This is a genomic window from Pectobacterium sp. CFBP8739 (assembly GCF_013449375.1).
Taxonomy (GTDB): domain Bacteria; phylum Pseudomonadota; class Gammaproteobacteria; order Enterobacterales; family Enterobacteriaceae; genus Pectobacterium.
On record NZ_JACDRR010000021.1, the window covers coordinates 1 to 24,481 of the forward strand.

Annotated in this window: 24 protein-coding genes and 4 pseudogenes; 15 read left to right on the forward strand and 13 right to left on the reverse strand. The window is 48.2% G+C overall.

Translation table 11 applies throughout. The features are described 5' to 3' along the window. Both H0247_RS15345 and H0247_RS15350 read left to right on the forward strand, forming a co-directional pair. Positions 1-428, forward strand: a pseudogene (locus H0247_RS15345) (molybdopterin-guanine dinucleotide biosynthesis protein MobC); the annotation flags it as partial. Positions 429-572: 144 nt separating this feature from the next. Then, on the forward strand, positions 573-1,940 hold the full coding sequence (locus H0247_RS15350) for a Fic family protein (RefSeq protein WP_180743322.1): 1,368 nt from the start codon (positions 573-575) through the stop codon (positions 1,938-1,940). Positions 1,941-2,494: 554 nt separating this feature from the next. Here the strand turns inward: H0247_RS15350 and H0247_RS15355 are convergent. After that, positions 2,495-2,626, reverse strand: a pseudogene (locus tag H0247_RS15355) (helix-turn-helix domain-containing protein); the annotation flags it as partial. An 18-nt stretch (positions 2,627-2,644) separates the two neighbouring features. Here H0247_RS15355 and H0247_RS15360 point away from each other — a divergent pair. Further along, the gene (locus tag H0247_RS15360) at positions 2,645-2,893 is read left to right on the forward strand and encodes a helix-turn-helix domain-containing protein (protein ID WP_180743324.1); all 249 of its coding nucleotides are present in this window, start codon (positions 2,645-2,647) and stop codon (positions 2,891-2,893) included. Between the two features lie 177 nt (positions 2,894-3,070). Here the strand turns inward: H0247_RS15360 and H0247_RS15365 are convergent, their stop codons facing one another. From H0247_RS15365 to H0247_RS15375, 3 genes are all read right to left on the reverse strand, one after another. Beyond that, entirely contained in the window at positions 3,071-3,559 is a 489-nt protein-coding gene (locus tag H0247_RS15365) for a GNAT family N-acetyltransferase (RefSeq protein ID WP_180743325.1), read from the reverse strand. Next, complete coding sequence (locus H0247_RS15370) at positions 3,556-3,849, reverse strand: DUF1778 domain-containing protein (RefSeq protein WP_180743326.1); 294 nt, start codon at positions 3,847-3,849, stop codon at positions 3,556-3,558. Before H0247_RS15370 ends, H0247_RS15365 begins: the two co-directional genes overlap by 4 nt. 399 nt (positions 3,850-4,248) lie before the next feature. Then, positions 4,249-5,205: an AraC family transcriptional regulator gene (locus H0247_RS15375; RefSeq protein WP_180743327.1), complete on the reverse strand. Its 957-nt coding sequence runs from the start codon at positions 5,203-5,205 to the stop codon at positions 4,249-4,251. Positions 5,206-5,320: 115 nt separating this feature from the next. On the opposite strand from H0247_RS15375, the gene H0247_RS15380 reads away from it, so the two are divergent. Continuing rightward, positions 5,321-6,508, forward strand: a complete 1,188-nt coding sequence (locus tag H0247_RS15380; protein ID WP_180743328.1) for an MFS transporter — start codon at positions 5,321-5,323, stop codon at positions 6,506-6,508. Between the two features lie 115 nt (positions 6,509-6,623). On the opposite strand, the gene H0247_RS15385 is transcribed toward H0247_RS15380, so the two are convergent. The 3 genes and pseudogenes from H0247_RS15385 to H0247_RS15395 all read right to left on the reverse strand — a co-directional run. Further along, complete coding sequence (locus tag H0247_RS15385) at positions 6,624-7,043, reverse strand: hypothetical protein (protein WP_180743329.1); 420 nt, start codon at positions 7,041-7,043, stop codon at positions 6,624-6,626. Between the two features lie 209 nt (positions 7,044-7,252). Further along, complete coding sequence (locus H0247_RS15390; RefSeq protein WP_180743330.1) at positions 7,253-8,281, reverse strand: methyltransferase; 1,029 nt, start codon at positions 8,279-8,281, stop codon at positions 7,253-7,255. A gap of 234 nt (positions 8,282-8,515) precedes the next feature. Beyond that, positions 8,516-8,845, reverse strand: a pseudogene (locus H0247_RS15395) (NAD(P)H-dependent oxidoreductase); the annotation flags it as partial. Positions 8,846-8,862: 17 nt separating this feature from the next. Between H0247_RS15395 and H0247_RS15400 the strand changes: the two are divergent. Continuing rightward, positions 8,863-9,120, forward strand: a pseudogene (locus tag H0247_RS15400) (TetR/AcrR family transcriptional regulator); the annotation flags it as partial. Between the two features lie 89 nt (positions 9,121-9,209). Here the strand turns inward: H0247_RS15400 and H0247_RS15405 are convergent. Beyond that, the gene (locus H0247_RS15405) at positions 9,210-9,743 is read right to left on the reverse strand and encodes an HPP family protein (RefSeq protein WP_180743331.1); all 534 of its coding nucleotides are present in this window, start codon (positions 9,741-9,743) and stop codon (positions 9,210-9,212) included. Between the two features lie 132 nt (positions 9,744-9,875). Between H0247_RS15405 and H0247_RS15410 the strand changes: the two genes are divergently transcribed. The 3 genes from H0247_RS15410 to cueP all read left to right on the forward strand — a co-directional run bounded on the left by H0247_RS15410 (position 9,876) and on the right by cueP (position 11,822). Further along, positions 9,876-10,439, forward strand: coding sequence for a TetR/AcrR family transcriptional regulator (locus tag H0247_RS15410; RefSeq protein ID WP_180743332.1), 564 nt, complete (start codon positions 9,876-9,878; stop codon positions 10,437-10,439). 213 nt (positions 10,440-10,652) lie between these two features. Further along, positions 10,653-11,054: a VOC family protein gene (locus tag H0247_RS15415; protein ID WP_180743333.1), complete on the forward strand. Its 402-nt coding sequence runs from the start codon at positions 10,653-10,655 to the stop codon at positions 11,052-11,054. Between the two features lie 213 nt (positions 11,055-11,267). Further along, positions 11,268-11,822, forward strand: coding sequence for a copper-binding periplasmic metallochaperone CueP (gene cueP, locus H0247_RS15420; protein WP_180743334.1), 555 nt, complete (start codon positions 11,268-11,270; stop codon positions 11,820-11,822). Between the two features lie 236 nt (positions 11,823-12,058). Here the strand turns inward: cueP and H0247_RS15425 are convergent, their stop codons facing one another. The 4 genes from H0247_RS15425 to fhuE all read right to left on the reverse strand — a co-directional run bounded on the left by H0247_RS15425 (position 12,059) and on the right by fhuE (position 15,918). Then, positions 12,059-12,484 carry an NUDIX domain-containing protein gene (locus H0247_RS15425; RefSeq protein WP_180743335.1) on the reverse strand — a complete coding sequence of 142 codons (426 nt, stop codon included), beginning with the start codon at positions 12,482-12,484 and terminating at the stop codon, positions 12,059-12,061. After that, the gene (locus H0247_RS15430; RefSeq protein WP_180743336.1) at positions 12,469-13,038 is read right to left on the reverse strand and encodes a TIGR00730 family Rossman fold protein; all 570 of its coding nucleotides are present in this window, start codon (positions 13,036-13,038) and stop codon (positions 12,469-12,471) included. Before H0247_RS15430 ends, H0247_RS15425 begins: the two co-directional genes overlap by 16 nt. 162 nt (positions 13,039-13,200) lie before the next feature. Further along, positions 13,201-13,431, reverse strand: coding sequence for an AAA family ATPase (locus H0247_RS15435; protein ID WP_255433992.1), 231 nt, complete (start codon positions 13,429-13,431; stop codon positions 13,201-13,203). A gap of 243 nt (positions 13,432-13,674) precedes the next feature. Next, on the reverse strand, positions 13,675-15,918 hold the full coding sequence (fhuE, locus tag H0247_RS15440; protein ID WP_180743337.1) for a ferric-rhodotorulic acid/ferric-coprogen receptor FhuE: 2,244 nt from the start codon (positions 15,916-15,918) through the stop codon (positions 13,675-13,677). A 37-nt stretch (positions 15,919-15,955) separates the two neighbouring features. Between fhuE and H0247_RS15445 the strand changes: the two genes are divergently transcribed. The 5 genes from H0247_RS15445 to H0247_RS15465 all read left to right on the forward strand — a co-directional run bounded on the left by H0247_RS15445 (position 15,956) and on the right by H0247_RS15465 (position 21,148). Beyond that, positions 15,956-16,381, forward strand: a complete 426-nt coding sequence (locus tag H0247_RS15445; RefSeq protein ID WP_180743338.1) for a hypothetical protein — start codon at positions 15,956-15,958, stop codon at positions 16,379-16,381. Positions 16,382-16,636: 255 nt separating this feature from the next. Further along, complete coding sequence (locus tag H0247_RS15450; RefSeq protein WP_180743339.1) at positions 16,637-17,050, forward strand: GNAT family N-acetyltransferase; 414 nt, start codon at positions 16,637-16,639, stop codon at positions 17,048-17,050. Positions 17,051-17,079: 29 nt separating this feature from the next. Beyond that, positions 17,080-17,769, forward strand: coding sequence for a helix-turn-helix transcriptional regulator (locus tag H0247_RS15455; protein ID WP_180743340.1), 690 nt, complete (start codon positions 17,080-17,082; stop codon positions 17,767-17,769). A 14-nt stretch (positions 17,770-17,783) separates the two neighbouring features. Beyond that, on the forward strand, positions 17,784-19,100 hold the full coding sequence (locus H0247_RS15460) for a cytosine permease (RefSeq protein ID WP_180743341.1): 1,317 nt from the start codon (positions 17,784-17,786) through the stop codon (positions 19,098-19,100). Between the two features lie 182 nt (positions 19,101-19,282). After that, complete coding sequence (locus H0247_RS15465; RefSeq protein ID WP_180743342.1) at positions 19,283-21,148, forward strand: Svx/AvrXca family virulence/avirulence protein; 1,866 nt, start codon at positions 19,283-19,285, stop codon at positions 21,146-21,148. Positions 21,149-21,256: 108 nt separating this feature from the next. Here H0247_RS15465 and azuC read toward each other — a convergent pair whose 3' ends face one another. After that, entirely contained in the window at positions 21,257-21,343 is an 87-nt protein-coding gene (azuC, locus tag H0247_RS20040) for a stress response protein AzuC (protein WP_085996941.1), read from the reverse strand. Between the two features lie 380 nt (positions 21,344-21,723). Here azuC and H0247_RS15475 point away from each other — a divergent pair, with 380 nt between their 5' ends. Then, positions 21,724-22,917 (forward strand): multidrug efflux MFS transporter, encoded by a 1,194-nt coding sequence (locus H0247_RS15475; protein WP_180743343.1) that lies wholly within the window; start codon positions 21,724-21,726, stop codon positions 22,915-22,917. A gap of 141 nt (positions 22,918-23,058) precedes the next feature. After that, positions 23,059-24,420: an esterase-like activity of phytase family protein gene (locus H0247_RS15480; RefSeq protein WP_180743344.1), complete on the forward strand. Its 1,362-nt coding sequence runs from the start codon at positions 23,059-23,061 to the stop codon at positions 24,418-24,420. The last annotated feature ends 61 nt before the right edge of the window (positions 24,421-24,481 follow it).

Consider the following 24,481-nt stretch of genomic DNA (forward strand, 5'->3'; position numbering starts at 1 on the left):
TTAGGCGAAGTCATTTAGCACGGCTCCTTATGGAAAAGAAAGGAGCTTATGGGTGGCTCAGCGGCGCTGATTCAACCTTCCGCAGCCGCTATGAGGTATATCATCGCCCGGCCGGGGTGATAACGTTACCAGACGGAACCGTCATCGCTGTTGAGACTGAACGCCATCTAAAAACCAAAGCCCGTTATCAGGCGATTATCACCAACCATTTACTGGCACGCACTCAGCAACACTGGATGTACGTTTTCTATATCGTGCCCAACCCGCAGATGAAACGCGCTATTGGGCTGCTGTTCAATAGCGTGAAATACGTCATCGTGGATCATCAACATATCCCACTGGAAACGAAGCACCGTAATGTTTTTCGGGTTTATACGTTTGAGGAGCTGAAGGGGTTGGCGTTGGATCGCTGTGCTTCCGCTCAGTAAGCCCACTTTTGACAGACTTCAAAATGGGTGGAACCAACATTAGCGTTCTTTTTGACATTTATTGCTCTAGCAAGCAACAAAAATTGACAATCAGCGCGTGATGATCCAATTTATCTCAAAATGAGATATTTTTGAGATAAATTTATGACCATCAAACATCCGCCAAAATTAGTCCCTTTCATGGAAATAGCTAAAGATGCTACCGAAGATAGAGCGGATCGGCTATCGAAGTTAATGGGTTATCATAGGGTAACAGATGACAAGGGACGCTATCAGCATTGGGATGATTTTCAATATCGAGTCGAAAAAGGTGTCGATGCTATCCATGCTTGGTCTGTACAAAAAATGGCACGTATGTCTCATATACACCATATGACCTATAAAGATAAAAATGGTGAACGCGCAAAGATAAATGTTCTACCATCCATGCATAAAGCCTGCTCGCTTATCGATCAGCAAACCTCAAAAGCTGCGTTTGAGGCAATGATTTCAAATATGGAAGGAGTTAAATATTTAATTCGTGAGCTAAGGGAAGAAGAGTCAATATCCTCAAGCCAATTAGAAGGAGCTGCGACCACAACCATAGTGGCAAAAGCTATGCTTACGGCTCAAAGAAAACCTAGAACAGAAGATGAAAGAATGATTCTCGGCAACTATCGTTTGATGGGTAGCGTCTGGGATAAACGAGGAGAAGATTTATCGTTGGCTCTTATAAAAGAGTTTCATTCTATTGGCACAAGAGATATTAACAACGAAAAATACAAGCCAGGAGAGTTTAGGCAGGCTGACGACATCGTTATTTGTGATTATGACGGTAATATTGTTCATTATCCCCCATCTCATGATGATTTAGATGACAGATTACAAACTATTTGCGAATGGGCCAACACAAGACATGAGGATTTACTTACGTCAAGATATTTACACCCTTTAATTAAAGCTTGTATTTTACACTTCATGATAGGTTATGAACATCCTTTTAATGATGGCAACGGAAGAACAGCAAGGGCTTTATTTTATTGGTATTTATTCAAATGCGGATATACAGCATTCAAATACATATCAATTAGTCGTCTATTAAAAGAAGCCTCAACAGCATATGGTAAATCCTATCTATTCACTGAAACTGATGATTTTGACTTAACTTATTTCGTAGATTATCAATGTCAGATTGTATGCCGTGCTACAATGAATTTCACGGATCACATAAAAAAAGTAGCCACCCAGCGTGCAGAAATTGACAGTTTGCTATGGAATGGTGGGCTAATTAATAAGTTAAATGACAGGCAGAGAACAGTATTGTTAGTTGCCATTGAAAATGCTGGTCGGCATTTTACGGCAAAAGAAGTTAGCGAAAATCTTAATATTTCTGATAATACTGCACGTACTGACCTTAAAAATCTAGTGGAAATTGGGCTTTTTGATAAAATTGAGAATGGAAAGAAAACAATCTACGTTTCGCCAAAATCCTTAAAAGCAATGTTAGAAAAATTGAAAAGCATGAAGGAATAATATTTTTATGATTAACAGGTGAAAGTCGGTTTTTTAAGCTAAATTTAAGAATGCGAAAATCTAGCTTACCAATTTTTCATCAATTAAACTGAGTTTAAAATCAATCATAGTAAAGCAAGAGAATGCTGTAAGTATCCGGGTAAACCGGATCATTCAATTTAGGGATCTTACAGCATACTGATTACTCTAAGAGAAGGTTGGCATATGCAAAGATCGCTTTGCCACACGTCAGCTAACACCATTATGAAATCGGTCTAAATCGGATAATCTCATTAAGACTGATTTACATCACAGGGAATCGAACCAAAGGAACGAACCGGACATTTCTTTATCGCATGTGACCCATCATTTTGATCTATCTATAAAAATACGGGTCAACCTGCGGGTCTTGACAACAGACACGGTTAAAATTTATTCTACATTTCAACTTAATAGAAAGCTGAATGATTCCGAGTCCGGGCACCACTCATTCTTAACCCTCGCCTTAGGCGGGGGTTTTTCGTTTATGGCGTGTGGACTATTCATCGAACACCGTTCGATTCTCTACAAGCGTGTTATCCCTCCTCCCCTTCCCTATGATTCGTACTCATCCCTTGATACCGTGACGGACAAATCTCCTCCGGCTGCTTTCCCAATGCACAAGCAATTAACCTTTCACCTTTGGGCCAATGTCTTGTTAAGAAATTATCTATGAGGTTGAATCGATGGCTTCTGTTTACTCTGATGAATATCAAATCGTTATCAAAGCATTACGTGAAGCACGCATTGCCAAAGGGATCACTCAGGGAAACCTGGCGATAGCGCTGGATCGTCCTCAGTCGTTTATCGCCAAGGTTGAGAACGGGGAAAGAAGGTTAGACATTGTAGAATTTATCCATATCGCCCGTTTACTTTCTCTAGATCCCGCCAGCATTATTGCTAAGATCCCTGCAAAATATAAAGCGCTTGGTTAAAGAGGAACACGGCAATGTTGTTCCCTCTGATCCGCATCGACGGGCAAGATTATCGGCTGATGACAACTGAACTATCTAAATAGTTATTTAGGGAAATAAATTATAATCAATATTATAATTTCAACATGAAAATAAATTCATATAAAAATAGGAGCAATTCTTTCTTATGATAAGAACTTAAAGGCTATCCACCAAATCCCCCAACGTTACCATCAACATCATCGGATCAATCGGTGAAGGTTCAAACCCCACCCGTAGGTAAAATTCCCGCGCTTCATCAGACAGCGCATGAACCAACATCCCGCGAATGCCAATAGTATCCGCCACCTGAATCACTCTTAGCCCAGCATCACGTACCAGAGCACGGCCAACCCCCTGACCATGCAATGATTTATCTACTGCCAAACGACCCAGCACCACGACCGGTATCGGATCGGGCATATTACGGCGAAAGCGTCCGAGAGCGGCATTCGTTGCTATAGCGCTGGAGGCCAATGAGTAATACGCCAGCACTTTTGAGCCATCGCAACTGACAAACGTTCGTGATGCGCCAGTGACCTGATTTTTCATCGCCCGTTGTTTCAACCAGTTGTCCATAGACTCCATGCCGCAACAGAATGAAGATAGTACATGTTCGGCGCGGAGTGGCTCAGGGGCGGAAATCATTTTTTCTGTTCCCACGGTGCAGGTGTTTGCATAGTTTTACGCAGCGCGGCATTCCGTGAAGGAGCTTGATCTAGACGGGCAAGGAATTCCTGATAAGCCTCAGGATCTGCCATGATGATGCGCTGATCGATCAACGCTTCCTCGGCGGCAGCGCGAGCAGCTTCAAGGACAAAATCAGTGCGATTTTTCCCTCTGGCCTTCGCAGCACGATCAATCAGATCGCGTTCGGCGGGTTTGATACGTAAATTCAATGTTTCGCGTTTAACTGAAACGCTGTTCGTCGCTGGCATGATGTAATCCTCCGGTCTACTCTCTGAATATTAATCATACAGCAGGCGTAACGCTAATGTCATTACGATTTATTGGCATCATAAGGAATCGAACCAAAGGAACGAACCGGACATTTCTTTAGCGCATGTAATCCATCATTCTGATATATCTATAAAAATATGGGTCAACCTACGGAACTCGACAACAGCCACGATTAAAATTCATGACTACATGTCAACTTAATAGAAAGCTGAATGATCCCGAGTCCAAGCACCACTAATCCAAAGAACCCGCCCAAAAGGCGGTTTTTTGCTTTTGAGAGATTCGGACTCTCCATCGAACAGCGTTCGATTCTCTACGAAAGCGCTATCCCACCTCCCCTTCCCCATGATTCGAGTTCACGATTTGTACGCTCCCCATCAAATCTCTTCAGGAGCCAAGTTGGTTTCTCGCAGCGTTCCCGGTGCATGGCCCACGATGCGTTTAAATGCCCGGCTGAACGCCGCCAGCGATCCGTAACCGAGACGCAGCGCCACCGTTTCAATCGGCTGATGCTCATGACGGATGTACTGAACAGCCAAGCGCATGCGCAGCTCGCTGAGATATTTTACGGGCGTAGTCCCGGTTGCGGAAAGAAAGCGTTCGGCAAAAACGGAACGGGAGGTGCCCGCTTCTTTTGCCAGTTCCGCGACGCTCCAGTTAACGCCCGGATTCTGGTGCATCGCGTAAATCGCCCGACTCAGTCGCGGATCGCGCAGTACCTGTACCCAGCCCGTCGCTTTACCGCAGCCAGCTTCAACCCATCCGCGCACGATGAGCGCCGCGACCACATCGGCCAGCCTTGCCAGAATGCCGGCGAAGCCCACCTGACGCGTCATCGACTCACGCTCCATGGCCGCAAGAATCGGATGGATTTCCGGCCAGGTCGACATCAGGCGGCTCACCATCATGACTTCCGGCATCGCTTTGATCAGCGGCTGCATTCCGCCCAGTTCAAAATCCATGCATCCGCTAAAGATGACCGTGTTATCGGTGTCTGGGCAGGACTTGCAGTCGATCGCACAGACCGAATTACAGATCGCTTCGCTGGGAAATGCAGACACTGGCGTGACGTCAGCCTTTTCATCAGAGAGCAGCGCGTGCGAATTCCCGTTGGGGATAAACAGCGCATCCCCGTTTTTTAGCACAAACGTCGCGCCACTCTCCATGCGCAACAGCGCCGTTCCCTGACTGACAAAATGAAACTGCGCCTTGCCGGGCACGTAGTGGAACGACACACCAAAGGGGGCATGGGTTTCAATTCGGCGATATGTCACCCCAGAAAGACGCATCCCACGCAGAAGCTCGCTGATCAAATCGGGTGACTGAACGGTCATGACGACAACTCCGGACGAATAATCAATAAGTGAAGAGTATATGTCATAGATCGTCCACGAGGAACACTCTATGCTTCGTGACGGTTGTCACATTTTTCTAACGAGAGAGCAACAGATGAATTCATGTATAGCGGCAAGTGAGGCCATCGCGCCCGCAAAACCCGCCTGGCGAGCCGTTTATTCACTGGGACTGGGGGTATTTGGCCTGATTACGGCTGAGTTTCTACCAGCCAGTTTATTAACGCCGATGGCAGCAAGTTTAGGCGTTACAGAAGGAATGGCAGGCCAGTCGGTAACCGCGACGGCGCTGGTCGCGCTGGTAACCGGTTTGCTCATCACACCGGCAACCAAAAGCATCGACCGCCGTTGGGTGTTGATGTTTTTCTCAGTGCTGCAAATCATCTCCAGCCTGTTGGTCGCGTTTGCTCCCAATCTGCATGTGTTGCTATTCGGGCGTTTACTGCTAGGCGTTGCCATTGGTGGATTTTGGGCCATGTCCACCGCCACGGCGATGCGTCTTGTGCCCAAGGATAAAGTGCCGAAAGCGCTGGCGGTGATCTTCTCCAGCGTCTCGATTGCCACCGTGGTTGCCGCGCCGCTTGGCAGCTATTTGGGGAGTTTGATTGGCTGGCGAAACGTCTTTATTCTCTGCATTTTGCCGAGCGCTCTGGCGCTGTTGTGGCAGCTCTCGGTGTTGCCATCGATGAAGCCGGAAAGCAGCGGTAGTCTGGGAACACTACTTCGTGTGTTGCGCCGTCCGGGCATGATCGGCGGGTTGCTGGCAACGGTGCTGATCTTCAGCGGACATTTCGCCTTCTTCACCTACCTGCGACCGTTTCTGGAAACCGTCGGGCAGGCGAGTGTCGAAAGCATTTCCCTGATTTTACTCGGTTTTGGCCTCGCCAATTTTGTCGGGACCTCGATTGCCGGGTATCTACTGGCGCGAAACTTACGCCTGACGCTGGCGCTGGTGCCCTTTGTAATGGGCATTCTGGCGTTGACGATGGTGGCCTTTGGGCATCTGGCAATGCTGGACGGCCTGCTGGTCGCGATGTGGGGATTTGCGTTTGGTCTGGTGCCCGTGGGCTGGTCAACCTGGCTTGCGGCCACCGTACCGGACGAAGCCGAAAGCGCAGGGGGTTTACTGGTGGCATCGATCCAGTTTGCCATCGGGGCAGGTGCCGCGGGTGGCGGGATGATATTTGACCTCAACGGAGCCAGCGGTGTCTTTGCGGGTAGCGGATTATTGCTGGTATCGGCAATGGTGATTGTTTTTGCAGGCGTGCGGGTTCGCGCACAATAAAGCGGTATGTTGACCTCTATCTTCCGGCTAGCCTTCCTTAAATAACGTCTTGATTCAGAGACATCAGAAAAGCACGACGTCTGGGTCGTGCTTTTTGACGGGTTCAGATATCTGCTTACTGGCAGGTCGCGAAGTAAGGCCCTTTGAGATCTTTCTTGTACGAGAAAGCGTGGCAGGTTTTGAGACGAGTATTGAGATCAGTGGATTTATAGACATACGCCGTCACATGCTGTTTGCCCTTTATAGGCTCGACACCCCCAATGTGCCATAAACTGTTTTTCAGATAGAGATTCGTGTTGCCTGTGCTGTTGTAGCCATTGACGACACTGGCTTCAGATGACTCGCTGAGGGTCTGGAGAATGGTAGTCCCTTCTCCATCGGTAGACTTAGTATTAAGCTGCGCCTGGGTGATGGCAGTCCAATTGCTGCAAGCGTCGTTGCTGCAAACAAATACTGCCGCGTGCGAATAACTGGAAAGCATGCTTAATCCCAATGCTGATACCAAAGGTAGCCAGTAGGATTGGAATATTTTCATTGGAGCCTCTCTTAGATAATGTTCAGTGAAAATGACAACGTTAACATGACGGTTCTCCGTTGTTGCAAAGTTGCCCCCGCCCTCTGATAAAGCGAGAAAGGAAAACATGCCTTGCTCGCAATGCGTAGAAATAGACATCTTTATTTAAATAAAAAAATGCTATTACGTTATATAAATGGCGACATGAGAAATGAAGCATTTCACTCACGCTATTTAGTATTCAATTGAATTTCAATGATCGTATGGCCCGTAGTTATTTTCTTTGTATCAACAATGGTTAACCCGCTTAATGTCAGAATATCCTCCATATCTTCCAAGGTTCTGTATCGCGTACCATCCTGACAAATCACTGATTGAAAAAGCGCATTCATCAATAACCTTGGGGAGGTTTCTTCATGTTCCAACAGAGGTTCAATAATTAATAGCGTCGAATATCCAATGGATTGCGCGATGGCTTTTAATATCTTCAGGCAATATTCATCGTTCCAGTTGTGCAATATATTTTTAAGCAGATAAACATCATAACCAGAGGGAATCGCCTCAAAGAAACTACCGGGAGTGAAAACCATTCTTTCTTTCAATTCAGGAGAGTGCTGTGCGACACGCTTTTCACTTCGGCTACAAACCCCCGTCATATCGAAAAGACAGCCAGTCAGGTTATGATACTGCTTTATGATTTCAATCAGAATAACGCCGCTGCCGCCACCAATATCGACAACGCTGCCAGCCTTGGTAAAAAGAGAGGCATATTCTTTCGCCAGCACATAGCCGACGGGGCGCGATAAATCCCGCATAGCAAGATCGTAAATTTCTGCTCGCGATGCGGAGTGCGTCAGGTGCTCATAGAGTGTCATCCCAAATACTTGCTTAAACCCCGATGCACTCGTGCGGCACGTATGCAATAAGCCGTCGAATCCCTGATAGTATTCATTGCCAAACAGCATACAGAAATGCTTCATTGAGCTTGCGTGATCAGACATCAGTAATGAAGAACGTGCATTATTTTTAATAATACTTTCATCTTTCACTTCAAAAAAACCGAAGACCTCAAGCACCTTGATAATATCAAAAATGTTCTTTTCACTCGTTTGGCATTCCTTTGACAATTCAGCGATGGTTGCTCCCTGCCCCCCTATTTTATCTGCTATCCCTATTTCCGCTGCTACGCATAGTGCTTTTGCTGCCAGAGGCATCATCATGATTTCTGAAATACTTTTAATATGCTCAGCGGAGTTCATAGTTTTCCCTTTATTATCTAATTTCATTACGAGGATGAGTTTATGATTTAGTACGGCATTTATACTGATACGAAAAGTATGCTGAAATGAGGCTAAAAACATATCATCCGTTTGGCCGAACGGTAATCCGCCATTTACCGCCCGGCCCGAATAAATAAGGGAGTAAAGCCGCATTATTTAAATGTGCTTTTGTGTTAATCGTATGGTGTGTTAATGATGAATCAATCGCCGCTATTACCGGAAAATACTCCCACCAATACGGCGTGCGCTATCGATACATGCCTCTGGCGTTCCCAACTCCGGCATCAGTAGCATTTCAGACGTCAGAACGGAGGCGCCGCAGTAGTCAAAAATCCCGTCTGCGATCTGTGCATGAAAGGCATCGGCGTAGCCACGTTTTTCAAACGTCCTCTGGTTGACCGCCCCCAGCGCCACAAGATGCACCGGCAAATGCCCCAATTTCTTTACTACCTGCCCATCGGCCGTTTCTTCATAAGCCCAACCGTTTGAAAAAACGCGGTCGATCCACCCTTTCAACAATCCCGGCATGGACCACCAGTAAATCGCCCNNCCCCCCCCCCCCCGAGCTTGAGCAAATCAGGCAGGAATACGATGCCATTTTCACGAAAAAATGCTTCGATCTCTTTGCGCCATTCTGTGCGGGTAAGCCACTTCGTGACCCAGCATTACGTGCGATGAGCGGCTCCACCGAAGGATTATCCTATGCCGCAGTGAAAGGGATGATTACGGAACAGCAGGCTAAAGATGAACTGTTTCAGGTGATTGTCGCGATGGTACAAAGATGTAGTGCGAGCAAAACTCATACTATTTCCATGTAAAACAGTCACATGAAAAATAGCTGCAACCTTCTCATTCTGGTGAGTGAGCCCTACATCAAAACGCCGACTCATCCTTGAGTCAGACTGTCTCAGGGCTGGCGTTTGCGCTGTCCAATACCGTGCCAATACGCAGGCCAGTGGCTTTCCTCAGCATAGTTATTGATCACGGCGGCGATCGCCACCAGCACAATGCTCCCCAACAGAACGGGTGTGACTAAGAACTCAACCCCCACGGCACTTTTCCCAGCCAGAATAATCACCAGCGGGTTGGCACCTGCCGGTGGGTGAACCGCACGAAAATATTGCATCAGCATTGTCGCTACACCCACAGCCAGCGACAACACAACGATTGTGTCGCCGAATCCATATAAAGCAATCAGTCCCACGGCTGACGTAATGAAATGTCCCCCAATAACGTTCCTCGGCTGTGCGAATGGCGACGCTGACGCAGCAAATAAAATGACGCAAGTTGCCCCGAAAGGCGCCATCAACCAAGGTACACCGCTGGACTGCCCCAAATAACTTAGGATTAGAATCCCGATGCTCCCACCAACTAACCCTTTCATTAACTGGATAAATGTTGGCTTTGGTGGCAACGCGCCACCTCCTCTGAGTCTCTTCATCGCCCATCTCCGATAAAAAACATGCGTGTTATGAAATTGCTGTGCTACATTAAGTGTACAGATCTGTACACACACAACAAAGAGTACAGATCTGTACATACAAAAACAACCTATCATTGGTGAAGAAAAACGATGAAAGAGAGCATGGGCAAAAGAGAGCACATTTTAGATATCGCCGAAGCGCTGTTTAATGAATTTGGCTATACCGCCGTTGGTGTTGATTTAATTAGAGATAAGGCGGGGGTCTCCAAAACATCCATGTATCGCCATTTCGGCTCAAAGAATAAGTTGATTGAAGCCGTGCTGGCTCGCCGACATACACGTTTTGAAGAAGGGTTAACCCGCATGGTATCGGGCGTTAACAATGCAGAAAGTCGTCTGGATGCCGTGATGGACTGGCATTTCTCCTGGTTCCGAACCATGAACTTTAAGGGATGTATGTTCATGCATGCGCTGGCTGAGTTTAAAGGGCAAGACGACGCGATTGCGGATCTGGCTCTCCGCCATAAAATCTGGATCAAGTCATTCTTACTATCGCTATTCACTGCCGAAGAGCCAGAAAAAGAAGACAAAATCGAAGCGATCATGACTTTTATTGAAGGGATGATCGTGAGAGCCGAATTTGTTGGCCTGACCAGCGGCGAGGATGTTTATCGCCAGCACGCCAGACGGTTAGCCTTCCCTCGTCCTTCTTAGCCATAACCCGGTGCTGTTACACACCGATGAAGCAAACCGACGAACAAAGTAGTCGTCATTAACTTTATACTCTAAATAATTCGAGTTTCAGGCAGGCGGCAAGCGAAGGAATCCCGATGAGCTTACTCAGGTAAGTGATTCGGGTGACTGAACGCAGCCAACGCACATGCAACTTGAAGTATGACGAGTATATCTCTCATTGAGGAAGTAACCATGAACTCACCACTCACACACGGCGTTCACCATATAGGTCTGACGGTATCAGCATTGGAAGAAAGCGCGCGCTTTTTTACCACGCTTCTGGGATGGAAAGAGGTAAAACGAAAAGAGGATTATCCCGCTATTTTCGTCAGCGATGGTACGGTAATGCTCACACTTTGGCAGACGCAAACCACCGAGCCGGTTCAGTTCGATCGAAAACGTCATGTCGGCTTGCATCATCTTGCCATTAAGGTTGATAGCAAAGCGGCACTGCTTGAGATCGCTGAGAAATTATCAGCGCATAACATCAACATTGAATTTGCGCCCGCTTTAGTGAGCGGTGGCCCGGCAATGCATATGATGTGCTATGAGCCAAGCGGGATCCGCATCGAGTTTTACTGGTCGGGTCAGTAAGTAAGGCTTAAGAAAATTTGACTCATGACCCGCATCAATAAAGGCAGGATATTCCTGCCATTTAACATGATATAAAATTGACCATAATCAATAAAAAACCAGTAAATACATTACTTTACCTTTCTATACACCCCAGCCTTTGACCTTCCCGTAGGGGGAAGGTGTAGCGTCATAACCTGTGATTCCAGATGATGACGCTATTAAGGGGAAATAATGATGAAGATAAAGATGATGACAGCGCTGCTCGCTCTGACATTGAGCGGTACGGGTTTCGCCGCGGCGACTGACGCCAACGCGTTCCTGGCCAAACAGGGGCTGGCGGGGAAAACGGTCGAGCAGCTTGTCGATACGATCGATCAATCGCCGCAGGCAAGACCGTTGCCCTACAGCGCATCGGTTACCAGCAAGGAACTGAAACTATCCGATGGGCAACAGCAGTACAGCTATCCGCTGGGGGATAAATTTTATCTTTCATTCGCCCCTTATATTCAGCAAACCCATCCCTGCTTTAACCACAGTTTATCCGGGTGTCAGGGTGAGCTCGCCAATACGGCGTTTGAGGTAAAAATCACGGATAAAGCCGGTAACGTTATCGTGCAGAAAACACTGAGCAGCCATCAGAATGGTTTTGTCGGCGTATGGTTACCACGCAATATTGAAGGAACCATCAATGTCACCTATCAGGGGCGCGTAGCCAGTTCACCGTTTGCGACCTATGACGACAGCCAGACCTGCATGACGACACTGCCATTGAAAGAACGCGCGTAGTAAAAAGACGCCGTGAGAGGGTACATCACTGAACACCAGCCAAGGTAGTAAGTATGTCAGCACGCATACTCGTTTACACTGGTGAAATATTTTCTCACGGCATCATTACCGATAAAAAACACAGAGAAGAAAAGGAATACATTGATAAATAAAAGCATGTCTACAATATCGACCTGAAATAAAGGCTCCTGACCGTAGGCAAGAGCCCCGATATTGTCCAGATATGGAGTAGGTTATTAATGAGATGTCACTTTCCTCGACATCAGGAAAGGGAGAATACACTGTGCTACAAGGGGAGCCAAAGCAATAGCAGGACGATCCGCAATGTCATACCAGAATATTTCTTCAATTTCCGCTGCGGCTTGCACTTCTTCCAGAATATGCACCTCCCAGACCGTTGCATGAACATCACAATCAGCCTCATTTGCAGCTGGCGCAACCCATTTTCCCAGATAATCGGCGTGACCAGAAACAAGAGATATTCTCAATTCCTCGTGTAATTCTCTTAATAACGCCGCTTCTCCATTTTCATTAGCCTCAGGTTTTCCCCCTGGGAGCATGAAATATTTGGTTCCTTGTTTGCGAACCAGAAGAAGCTGTTTATCGCGATTAAAAATACATGCTGCACAAACGGCAATTTGCGACCTTACTTTTGCGTCCATTTCTTTTCCGGTGGCTGATAAGTATGAAAGAACGTTAATAACTCTTCTGGGCTTTCGGAAAATAACAGCATATCGGCATAATTACTGCGTAAAAAACCAGCATCAACCATGCTTCTAATCATGTCTCGCAGTGGGTCAAAATAGCCAGCAATGTTGAGGAAAGCACAGGGTTTTTCATGAATCCCCAACTGCGCCCATGTCCACTGCTCAAATATCTCTTCAAACGTTCCGGCCCCGCCGGGAAGCGCGATAAAAGCATCAGACAGTTCCGCCATCTTGCTCTTGCGCTCATGCATATTTTCAACAACATGCAATTCAGTCAGCCCTTGATGCACGATTTCTTTTTCAACAAGCGCTCTGGGCATCACACCGATAACGGCACCTCTATGGGATAGCGCAGAATTTGCTATTTCCCCCATCAGCCCAACTTTACCACCACCATACACAATCCCCACGCCGGAATCGGCCAGAAAATGTCCCATCTGTTTTGTTTTCTCAATATAGATAGGTGAATTACCTGATGCCGAACCGCAGAAAACGCCAATTCTCATCACAAGCTCCTTGCAACAAACTGTACTAGCCATTTTACTACTACATGCTAAATACAATATTGAGTTATCGCATATAAGACTGTCGGATATCTGGAATCAACCAGCCGCAGGTCGTGGTCTGTTTCGCTGTCGTAACTGTCACCGCGTGTTTCTACTCACCTATACCTATGAAGCGCGTAAGAAGAAACCGTTTTTAGGTTTATTAATCCCTTTCTCCACCCGCAGGAAATGCGACAGTCTGGAGTGCGAGGTACGGGTGCCGAAATGAAAATTGCGGGTACCGCCTTCCGGATTGAACCCCATCGAAACGGCAATGGCTTCTAACAGCGTGGATTTTCCTGAGCCATTCTCGCCGATAAAAAAGGTGGCTTTCGGGTGCAACTCCAGCTTATCCAACGAGCGAATCGACGGAATAGAAAACGGATAAACTTCGAATTAGTCCACCTTTTCATGTGCCAGCGCGATTCGACTGATGTACTGCGTTGAGATCATTCTCAGTCTTCCTGACGGGTAATGAGTGAAAATATCCTAACATAGCGGTAAAAGAAAAAACGCCCGTATCGCTGTGATATGGGCGCCATACTGGTTCCCAACGACAGCTCATCGCATCGCAGGGAAAGTCACTCGCATCAACGCAAGCTAGAACGCATAGTTAACAGTCATCGAGACGCTACGCGGCGTACCATACACGGCATAAGGTGCAAGGTAGTCGCTATATTCTTTATCAAACAGGTTGTTGATATTCGCCTGCACCGCCAGTTGCTTGGTCACCTGATAGCGACCAAACAGATTAACCAGCGCGTAGCTGCCCTGCTCGGCGCGCAGCGTGGTGTTTTGCGGGCCAGAACCTTCCTGCCAGATACCATTTTGCCAGTTCACACCGCCGCCCACGGTTAACTCCGGCAACGTTGGCACTTGGTAACGGGTAAACAGTTTGAACGATGTGCGCGGCTGTTCTGGGTTGACCGACTTACCGTCCTGATCGTCAACAACATAGCGCGAACCGCCAAACGTCATTTGCAGGTTGTCCGTTACCGCACCGTTCACTTCAAACTCGATACCTTTACTAACGACACCGTCAACAGACTCGTAAGCCGTTTCTTGTGTCACCACATTCCTCTCAAGCGCAGTTTGAGCTACGCGATCCTGCTCAATTCGGAAGACCGCAACTGAAGCCGTCAGGCGACTGTTATACCAATCCCCCTTCACACCCGTTTCATAATTTTTCCCGGTTGTAGGAGACAAATATTGATTATCTACACCTTTTTTCGTTTGTGGCTGGAAGACATCGGTATAGCTGGCATACGTTGACCAGGTATCGTTGATGTCATACACCAGACCGACATAAGGCGTCACACGATTCTTATTGGTATTTCCCGTCGTTCCAACGATGCTCCAGTCGGTATAACGTGCGCCAGCAATCAGATGCAATGGATCCGCTAACGAGAATCGTGCTGAGGTATAGAGGGATTTTTGTCGTGTGGTTGAGTGCTCATAATCATTATTCCAGAGCCCCGGCACAAAAGTGCTACCCACCCAAGATCCCCATGTAGGATCGGCACTATTGCCATTCCAGTTGTAAAAATTGCCCATATCCGCAGGGCTTATCGTCGATTGGGTATTAGCGAATTGATTGCGCTGCCGAGTATAGCTACCGCCTACCACCAACTCATGCTGGCGTCCCAGTAATTCGAACGGGCCAGACGCGTAAGTATCAATCGCATCAACCTTACGTGTTCCCTTATTCCATCCACCATAAGCACCGACATTACCGCCGAACGGATCAACCAGTATTCCGGTATCTTTATCTGGGAAACCATTGGCATACATCAGTTTTGAGTCAAAGTCGTTTTCTGCATGCGAACCATTCATGCGTACTTGCCAGCCGTTATCAAAACGCTGAGTCAGATCAGCAAAAACCTTCTTCGAGGTTTTATCCGAGTAACTCCAGTTTGGTGCGGTGTTAAAACTACGACCGAAATGCGTACGGCTGCCATCGGTAAACCACGTCGGCAATCCGCCCCACGTAGGGCTATCGGTATTGCTTTCCTGATAATCATAACCGAGGGAGATCGTCGTCGAATCGGTGACATCAGCATCGATCACGCCGTAGAGGAATTTTTTGCGGCTGTGGTAACGATCGAGCCAGGTGTCGTTATCCTGATAGCCCGTAATCACCCGCCCACGCACGTTGCCGGATTCCGTCAGCGGCGCAGACAGATCGCCCACCATCCGCTGTTTATCCCACGAGCCGTAGCTGCCAGATATCGAGCCTTTGAATTCGCGGCTGTCCGCATGTTTGCGCACCATGTTTACTGCGGCAGAAGGGTTACCTGTTCCAGTCATCAGCCCAGTCGCCCCGCGAACCACTTCGATACGATCGTAGATTGCTGTATCGGAAGCGGAATCACCGAAATCCCAAATTTCGTCTACGACCGTAGGAATTCCATCGAACAGATAGTTAGTAATCTGGAAGCCACGCGCAAAATACGTCATGCGTTCGGAGTCGATAATTTTAGAGGACACACCGGTCGTGTTTGCCATGACCTCGCCAATCGTCTGTAATCCTTGATCCTCGATACGCTGCTGGCTGATGACGCTCACCGACTGCGGGATATCACGCGGCGTCAGCGTCATCTTCGTTCCGGCATTAGTCACTTTCACGCTGTAATCCTGCGGGTCGCTAGCCTCTGCGTTAGCGTTAGCATTGGCGCTGACGACAAGCGTATCGCCTGAGGCTGGGGTTTCTTCGGCAATAGCCTGAGCAGACAGGAAAGAAGCTGAAATCAACAGGGCGAGAAGAGAGACTCCGAATGGTTTTGCTCCGGTCAGCGAAGAATCACAAACGCGCGTTTTTCCGGCGCGAGTAACTCCAAAAGACATGGTATATCCTCGATTAACTGATGGTGATTTTGGCGAGATGCTGAGACGTTTTTATCAACATTTGCACAGAAAGGTAAATGATAACTATACGCATTATTATTGTTATTTCAAAGTAAGGATTAATTTCATTAAAATACAAATAGATAAAAAAGAAAAAATCACCATGCCGTTAACAAGGTATGTTACAAAAAGAACATTCGAGGCATTTACAACAGACTTGCCCTGCTTGTCTTCCAATAGGTCAATCGGTGCTTCAAAGACCTTGGCACTGATCATGTACCATGCAACCGGCAGACCGATTGTTAGAAAGCACGGCAACAGGTTGTGCCCTTTTGCAACATACGTTGGCGGAGGAGATAAACAAGAGAGGAATGCCAGCGAAACAGGGGACGTTTCGCTGGCGTTAGCCGGGCTGAGAGATCAATTAGGCAAGGAGAAAAACAGAGGAGTAACCCTCTCATGAAAACATATTTCTCGACAAAACATACTTTTTTATTATAAAAAATCTGGTATTTTCCCTGGTGAGGCAAATACGTGCTTACTTTCTGATTTTCATCAAAATACAATTAATGTCTATCAGATTATGTTTCTTATCATAGAACAATATGGCAACCTAAGAACGAGTGAAATCCACTCTTGCCTAAATGTTTTTTATATGATAAAGAAATATTCATATTGGAAGTATAATTTAGCGTGCTAATAATGAGGTTTTATTGTAATGGATCTAAATATTACTAACATACCAGATTCAGATGAAGAAGAATTTGTAATAGCAAGCCTTTGGAAACACAATGAACAGTACGAAACTGTTGATATTTCCCCTCTATTCTTAAATTTCAAAGACGATGAAAATAATATTATCGCAGGGTTAATCTCCAGAACCTGGTGGGGTGCATTAGAAGTTCAATATCTTTGGGTGAGTGAGAAATATCGTAAAAGTGGACTTGGCCGTCAACTCATGCAGGCTGCTGAAAAAGAAGCATTAAAGCGTGGTTGTCATCTAGCTTACGTAGATACATTCGGATTCCAGGCTAAGGGGTTTTACGAAAAGTTGGGCTACAAAGAGTATGGAAACCTACCTGGATATGCGCAAAAACATACTCGTCATTACTTAGCTAAATTGATCCGCTGAATTAATCCCGACCTATTAAGGAGGGCAGGATGCCATCATCACAAAAAAACATGACTGATTATATTCGTAATCTGATTATTATGATGGAATGTTTAAATGAACCATGGGGTATTAAAGATTTATCATCACGCCATGTTTACATGAATAAAGCCGCTTACCTTTATACCAATACGCCAATGCGCTTTGATATTGAAGGACGACTAGATGATGAATTTCCTGCCAGCTGGACGGAGCTTTCTGACGATTTAAAAGAACACGACAGGCTGACAGAAAACAGTGAGAAAAGAGTCACTGTTATCGAAACACACTATTGGTATGGAAAGAAAACGCTGACCCCCTTCGTCAGCGAAAAGATCCCCATCTTTGATGAAAATAAGCTTTGCATCGGTACAATGTGGAATGCCAGACCGCTGGATACGCGGTCGCCACTCATCTATATAGACCAAAAGAAGCCAACTACGTTACAAACTGAATTAACAACCAGCATTTTCACTCAATCAGAACTTGATATTATTTTCCTGCTATTACAGCGTTTATCGAATAAAGAAATTGCCAGAAAGATGAACGTTTCACCGAAAACAATAGAGAACAGAATATATAATATGTATCAAAAGGCAGAAACACATTCTTTACCTCAATTTGAGGAATTTTGTCGCCATCTTGGCATCGATGGTTATATTCCTAACTCTCTCATCGAGAAAGGCATTCAATTTATATAAGAGAACATATCCCTATGGAAAAAATAGATGATTACCCCGTCAGCCGCGTTCCGCTGAGTGTCCGGCTGCCTTTTTTAAATGTGGCATTAGTCCACATCGGCATGTTAACCGCATTAGATCAGTTTATGTTAGGTGCGGTGCTCGGCCATTCCATGACGCTGAGTCAGGCATTTCTCGCCATTTTTATTGGCAGCGTCATTTTTGGTGTGGTAACCGTGGGGCTGGGCTACGCCGGAATGAAAGAAGGGATGTCGGGCAGCCTGCTCGCACGCTGGTGCGGCTTTGGTCGTATTGGTGCCGTCCTGATTGGGCTGGTCATCGCTGTGAGTCTCATCGGCTGGTTCGGCGTTCAGAATGCCGTATTCGCCAAAGCGCTCAACTTCGCGATGGCGGATAAGCTCGGTTTCGGCTGGTCTGCCGCCCTGTCCGGTATTGCACTGACGCTACTCGTTGCCTTCGGTTTTAGAGCACTACGCTTCACCGCCAAAATTGCCGTACCAATGTTTGTCATCGTCGTCGGCTATATTTCGATCATGACGCTCTCCGGCCACAATATTGCTGAACTGATCGCGTCTGCACCTAATGGTGAAGCCATTTCTATTAGTGCTGGGGCGACGATGGTTGTGGGCGGATGCATCGTCGCCAGCTTAATTACGCCAGATATGACGCGCTATTCTCAAACCGGAAAACACGTTTTCTGGATGACGATGCTGTCGATTATCGTCGGGGAATTTATTGTAAATGGCCTCGCCATCATTATTGCCCGCGCGCTCAATACCGCAGATGTTGTGACGATCATGTCTCAGGCGGCGGGCGGCATCGGGCTGATTGCCGTTATATTTTCGACACTGAGAGTCAACGATATCAACCTGTATTCTTCATCTTTGGGAATCGCCAATGCCATAGAGGGCGTCACGGGGAGAAAATTACGCTATGTCTCGATCACCCTGGTGATTGGTGTCATCGGCACAGCGCTTTCCGTCGCCGGTATTCTGGATCGTTTCATTGATTTTCTGACGCTATTAGGCGTGCTATTCCCCCCCATTATCGGTGTGATGCTGGTTGACTATTATATTTTACGCACTCACAGAACGCTGCTCGATGCCAGCCGTGCCGAAGGCCAATTACCGGATAGCGCACAAACACCACTGATTGGCTGGCCCGCGATTATTGCCAGCATTATCGGCGCCATTGTTGGATTAGCCTTCGAGTGGGGCGTGCCGGCGTTTAATTCGTTACTGGCAGCCAGTATCCTTTATTGGATAATAAAGCACTACACCAACAATCATGTGTATTTTAGGAAACTAGAACATAACCAAAATTTAAAATGAAATAGGTAACAGGAAAAAATTAACCTATAATCCAATCGACCTCTCTCTACAGAGGTCGATATATTTTTACTTAAGAGAAACAGGCCATGATGGCCTTGGGATGGGTCTTATTTATCAACGGAGAATTTCTCTCCTTAAAATAATAAGGCTGATTAGCAATATTACTGCTAGGAAAAGGATTTATGTCAAAAATAAAAACACTTCTCACGCCGTTAAACTGTCTACTCGTTTTAAGCGGTGCCTTAATGGTCAATACGGCAAACGCTGCCGAGGCTTGTGTCGCGGGTAACTGGCAGGTGGATAATTCCATCACCGATATGCCTTCCGTGAAATACCAGACCGAGCATTTTGCCTTCCGCTGGAATAATAACGATGTTAACCGTAATGATGCGGTTGCCGCAGGGCAGAAACTGGAACAAATTTGGGATAAGTTTATTAAACAAATTGAGTTCCCCGAGCCTTATTGCAAACAGACCGTGAAATATAAAGCCAATATTCACATCGACCCGACCTTTGGGCTCAGCGGAGGTATTGCGGGCGGTGGCAGTATGGGCATGTGGATCGGCCCTGCGTCGCTCAAAGATAACTGGGGGCTGGCGCACGAATTTACCCATGCGCTGCAAGGGCAAACTGGCGGCTTCCAGAGCTCAGGTGATAACTACGTTGGCTGGATTTGGGAATCCCACGCGAACTGGATGACGCACCAGATGGACGAATTCCGTGGTACGTCTGCACACTGTTCGGAAATGCTGGTCAACTATCCGCATATTTATCTGGGTTCGACGCGTAACCGTTACTGCAACTGGCAGTTTATGGAATACCTGAAGAACCGCTTTGGCTATAGCGCCATCAACGATATGTGGGCAAAAGCGCCGAAATGGGGCGAAAGCGGCCAGTCTACCGCCGATCCGCTGTCCGTTCTGCGTACCAACATGGGCTGGAGCCAGTCTGAATTTAACGATGTCTTCGGCGATTGGGCGATGCACAACGTCAACTGGGATTACATCGATCCAGACGGTTTCGATCGTGGTCGTTTTTATCGTTCAACCTACGGCAGCTATGGTGCGGTACAACCCAACCAGAATAATGCTGACCGTCTGCTGAGAACCACGACACTTGAGCCGGTTGTTGGTGCCAGCACCACCCTGCGCCGTTTCTCTGTCCCGTTCGATCAAGCTCCACAGCAGTTGGGCTACAACATCGTCCGGCTGATCCCAGAAAGTGGCGCGACGCAAATCAGCGTCAAATTCCGTGGTATGGTGCAGAGCAAATCTGCCATTACCCGCTTCCCTGGGCTGAAAAACGATCCGGCAACAATGCCACAGCCTAATTCCGACTGGCGCTGGGGGATTGTCGCTATCGGTTCGGACGGTGTTTCTCGCTACAGCGAGCTACAACGCGGCGCGTCTGCCACGGTGAAAAATTTCACGATCCGTCAGGACGATCGCGGCATTTACATGGTGGTCATGGGCACACCATCGCAAATGCAGAAGATCAAGTGGGATCAGGCTTACTACTCCCTTTACCGCTACCCGTGGATGGCTGATTTCACTGGCGTCTGGCCGGAAGGCAGCCAGCCTGGCGCACCGAATCCGACCGCTAACGGCTCTCGCCATCCAAACGGCGGCGGCTGGGTCTCCAACGCAGCCAATGTTGCCCCTACCGCATACGTCGGGCCTTATGCTCGCGTCATCGGCGGTACGGTAAGGGATAACGCCAGAATTGAAGATCGTGCAACGATTCTGAACGGAACGGTAGAAGGTCGTGCTGTCGTTAGCGGCCTGACGGTGCTGCAAGGCAATACCGTCGTACGTGATAACGCGCGGCTGCATACGGTCTTCATGGGGCCGGGCGCGTTTGAACGCGGCATTGTGCTGTCAGGCAATGCACAGATGCGTGGAGATGCGGAAATTCGCGGTACTTCTGCGTCGCAAGGCGTGTTCTATGGCTTTATTGATGAAAATGAAGTCAAAAGCAGCGCAGCCGGTGCTTACCTGACCGAAGCAGTGTCAGAAGTGACGGCCGTTCCGGTCTACAGCACGAAGTAAGATCACCACAAAAAAGGGAACCGACTCAGAACCACGTTATGTTGGTTCTCGGTTCCCCATAAATACACAGGCCGCCATGATGGCGGCCTGTTTGCATAGCACAAATTCTTAGAACAGTGCGCCGGGCGGTACGTCTTTATAAGTATTCAGGTAAGCCGCCAGCATTTTTTTAAAGAAGTTACGCACTTTTTTCACCTTATTGACTTAGCTCGTTATTCTAATGACGCGATGGGGTGGTTCTTGCCTTACGTGGCAGTGGGCTGCCTTATGGTGGTGAATTGTACAACCCCTATGGTTCAAAAGCCAATTTTTTGTGACATACATCACATAATAAAATTCACCGACACTTTCCCCTATTCCCACCTGCTTCCCACGCTGATTTTCTTTTGTTGCGAATCATTACCCTCAGTGACCAATACACCGCAGGCTATGCTATGCTCATGATGAAAGACGAAATTTTAGTCACTGTCCGTTATTAATTGAGCGCCATTCACTGTCGGTTAGCACACTTTTTGCGCGCAGTCACCACGGTTTCGCCATTGGTTATTCGCTAATGAAGGCCTATTCCGACCCCCATGGAAACCTGGAAACTTAACCTCTTCTCTGCCTGGCTGGGATGCTTTTTCACTGGGCTGGCAATGAGCCAGATATTACCCTTTCTGCCGCTGTACATTGAGCAGCTCGGCGTTCACTCGCACGAATCACTGAGCCTGTGGTCCGGCTTGATTTTTAGTTCGTCTTTTCTCGTCTCCGCCGCCGTCGCGCCACTGTGGGGAAGCCTCGCCGACCGTAAAGGCCGCAAGCTTATGCTACTGCGCGCCGCGCTGGGCATGGCAGTCGTGATGTCGTTGCAAGGGCTGGCGACCAACGTGTGGCACCTGTTCATCCTGCGCACGCTGATGGGGCTGACTTCCGGGTACATACCCAACGCGATGGCGCTGATCGCCTCACAGGTTCCGCGTGAAAAAAGCGGCTGGGCGCTGGGTATGCTATCGACCGGGCAGATCGCCGGTGTCATTCTCGGCCCCTTATTTGGCGGCTTTATGGCCGACTACATCGGGCTACGCATCGTCTTTTTCATCACTGGCGGCATGTTGTTTACCAGCTTCCTGATTACGCTTTTCGCGATTAAAGAGAGCGTGGTTAAAGTCACCAAAGAGAATCGGCTCAGCGGGAAAGCCGTCTTTGCGTCTCTGCCGTATCCGGCGCTCATCATCTGTCTGTTCATTACGACGATGATGATCCAGATGGCGAACGGCTCCATCAGCCCCATTCTCACCCTGTTCATCCGCGATCTAACGCCCAGCACGGACAACATCGCCTTTATCAGCGGCGTGATTGCCGCCATTCCCGGCGTATCCGCCCTGCTATCCGCCCCGAGACTTGGTCGTTTAGGCGATCGAATCGGCGCACACCGCGTTCTGATCGCCGCACTGGCCATCAGCGTACTTCTGTTCCTGATCATGGCGGCGGTAAAAAGCCCCACACAACTCGGCATCCTGCGCTTTATGCTAGGCTTTGCCGATGGCGCACTGATGCCGACCGTGCAGGCGCTGTTAGTCAAATACAGCAGCCAGCAGGTGACGGGCCGTATCTTCGGTTATAACCAGTCATTCATGTATCTGGGCAACGTACTGGGGCCGCTGGTCGGTTCCGGCGTGTCCGCCATGATGGGATTCCGCTGGGTGTTCGTCATCACCGCCTTTCTGGTGCTGTGCAACACGCTCCAGCTCGTTTTCGCTTTCAGGAAACCTCACGGAAAGAGATAACGATCCGGCGAGCGACGGATATACCTTGAAAACCATAGACTTCATTGCAAAATGAAGCCTATGGTCACAAAACTGACATGACGATTATCTATGCTCCGACAATACGTCTGTTCAATCACCCCACATCAAAGAGCGAATCCCATGAAACACACGTTGTTAGCACTGCTGGTTGCCGGATTTTTGCCGTTCAGCGTTCAGGCCGCAGGAGAAAAGGTGACACGCTATGTCGTCACCTTCCCAGCCAGCGAGCGTGTGACGTATCAGGGAAAATTCGCCCAGAATTTCCCCAATGGCCTGCCTGTTGGCATTGGTTCCGGCCTCTATTTTACAGGCAAACAGGGGAACGACCTAATGTTCACCACCGTCACCGATCGCGGCCCGAATGCCGATGCGCCGCTGGTCGGCGAGAAAGAGGCCAAGATCTTCGCCAGCCCTGATTACGCGCCGCTGATGATGGACATTCGGGTCAGTGCGAAAACCGCCGAGGCGATCAACGCCCGCCCGCTGCACGATGGCGAGGGTAAAATTACCGGCCTACCGCTGCCGGCAGATTTTATTGGCACCACCAATGAAGTGGCGCTGAACGATGCGTTGCACCCCCTCAGCACCAGCCAGCGCGGGCTGGACACCGAAGGGATTACGCCGGACGGCAACGGCGGTTTCTGGCTGTGTGACGAATATGGCCCGTTCCTGATCCACGTTGATGCCAGCGGGAAGATCCTGCAAAAATTCGGGCCAACGCCTACGAGCAATGAACACTCGGTTGCCAGCGGCTTACCGAATATCATCAAGTGGCGTCAACCAAATCGGGGTTTTGAAGGGCTGACCCGCCTGCCAGATGGCACGATCGTCATGGCTGTGCAAAGCACGCTGGATATCGACGGCAAAACCAAAAATAAAGCACAGTTTACGCGTCTGGTGATGTTTAATCCGGAAACCCAAACCAGCCGCATGCTGGGCTACCCCATCAACATCGACAGCTATAAGAAAGCGAAAGATGCCAAGATCGGCGACATCGTGGCGCTGGATAATCAGCGCATTCTGCTGGTCGAGCAAGGCGCGGATAAAGACAAACAGATGCAGAACCGCATCTATCTGGTCGATCTCAGCAAAGCGAGCGACCTGACGCCGTTCGATGCCGATGGAAAATCGCCAGAATTTGACGATCTCGCCCAGTTGGAAAAACGCGGCATTACGTTGGCGAGCAAGCAGGAGCTGGTCGATCTGCGTAAGCTCGGCTGGCAGCAGGAGAAAGTTGAGGGGCTGGCGCTGGTCGATCAGCAAACACTGGCCGTTATCAACGACAACGACTTTGGTCTGCAATCCGTGCTGCAATCTCCAGTGAAAGTGAAAGACAAAGCGGACGACTATCAGGTTACTGCCGATGGTAAACTGACGCGGGACGGAAAAGCCGTCGATACAACGCTAGCCATCAAACCGTTAGAGAAGCCAGAAGCCGATAATGAACTGTGGGTGATTCACCTAGCACAACCACTGAAGTAACCTTTAGTATGGCTTCCACCACAGGATCGAAGTGGAAGCCATCATTCAGCGCGGCAGGTAC